Below are 1,404 nucleotides of genomic sequence, written 5' to 3'. Positions count from 1 at the left end.
GTGATGCTATTGCTGCAGTACAGATACCTACACTTGAAGTACACCTTTCAAACATTTATCAAAGAGAAGAATTTAGACATAAGTCACTGACAGCACCTGTATGTGCAGGTCAGATCTCAGGTATGGGACCATTTGGTTACCACTTGGCAATGGTTGGTATGACACAAATGCTTTCAGAAGTGGCAGCTATGAGAGAACACCAGGCTAAAGCACAAGCAGCAGCACAACAAAAATAATTTTATACTTCTCCTCTCCTCCGAGAGGAGGGCTATACCCCAATTTTTAAACCAGATCAAAAGGTCACCTATGAACTACATGCTCAAAGATGAAAATGCTATCTACTATGAATGTGGATACAGTTGTGATAATGCACTTTATCTTTCTTTAGGGAGTGAAGCATTTTTTATCACAGACAGTCGTTACACTATTGATGCAACACAAAATGTACAAAATGCAACAGTGGTTATAGATCGTGATCTTTATGGTGCAGCCGTTTCTTTACTCAAAAAAGCTAGGATTAAAAAAGTGATCTTCGATCCTAAAGAGTGGAGTGTACACGGTTTTGAGCGTGTGAGTTCTCAATGTAAAGTAAAGTTTGACCCACAGTTAGATTTTTCGCATAAAAAGCGCATTATTAAAAATGATGAAGAACTGAAAATACTTGCAAAGGCAGCAAAACTTGGAGCAAAAGCGTTTAAAGCATTAGCGAAAGAGTTTTCCATACATGGTTTTGGTGAAAATGAATACACATTAACCTATAGAGCAAAAGGTGTTTTAAGTGACTTTGGCAAGTATGAGCTGAGTTTTGACCCTATAGTGGCGGTGAATGGAAATGCTGCAAAACCCCATGCCATGCCAACATCTAAAAAATTAACTAAAAATGATCTGCTTCTGGTTGATGCAGGATTGAAATATAAACGCTATTGTTCAGATCGTACACGTACGGTACAGGCAGATAAAGATTTTATGTTTGATACAAAACAAAATTTTAAACGTAAAAAAATACAAAAAGCCTATGATACGGTTCTTAAAGCACATGATAATGCCATTGCCAAAGCACGTTCAGGTATGAAAGCAAAAAATGTGGATGCCCTTACACGTGACATTGTCACTAAAGCAGGTTTTGGTGAGTACTATATACATTCAACAGGACATGGGGTAGGACTGGACATTCATGAAATGCCTTATATCTCTGAAAAGTCAGATACGATCATTGAGGATGGCATGGTATACACTATAGAACCGGGGATATATATTCCTAATGAGTTTGGTATTCGCATTGAAGATATGGTAGCGATGATAGACGGTAAAGCTGTTGTCCTGTAGGTTGGTTATGCTATGATAAGAAAAAAAATAGATGCAAAAAACACTTTAATTAAGACAAAAGAATTTCCTTGCATCTTG

The 1,404-nt window shown here is 37.3% G+C and carries 2 protein-coding genes; both read left to right on the top strand.

Annotated elements, in window-relative coordinates; all coding sequences use genetic code 11:
- A partial coding sequence (locus ABZC96_RS09940; protein WP_373030839.1) for a type II 3-dehydroquinate dehydratase occupies window positions 1–236 on the top strand: 236 nt, incomplete at its 5' end.
- A gap of 70 nt (window positions 237–306) precedes the next feature.
- Window positions 307–1,326, top strand: coding sequence for a M24 family metallopeptidase (locus ABZC96_RS09935; RefSeq protein WP_373030838.1), 1,020 nt, complete (start codon window positions 307–309; stop codon window positions 1,324–1,326).
- Window positions 1,327–1,404 lie beyond the last annotated feature (78 nt).

The organism is Sulfurovum sp. (genome assembly GCF_041551015.1).
GTDB lineage: Bacteria > Campylobacterota > Campylobacteria > Campylobacterales > Sulfurovaceae > Sulfurovum.
This window is presented reverse-complemented; position numbering and strand designations above follow the sequence as displayed.

Excerpts from the sequence above, each read along its gene's own strand:
- ABZC96_RS09935 (WP_373030838.1), top strand. The coding sequence starts at position 307 with ATGAACTACATGCTCAAAGATGAAAATGCTATCTACTATGAATGTGGA.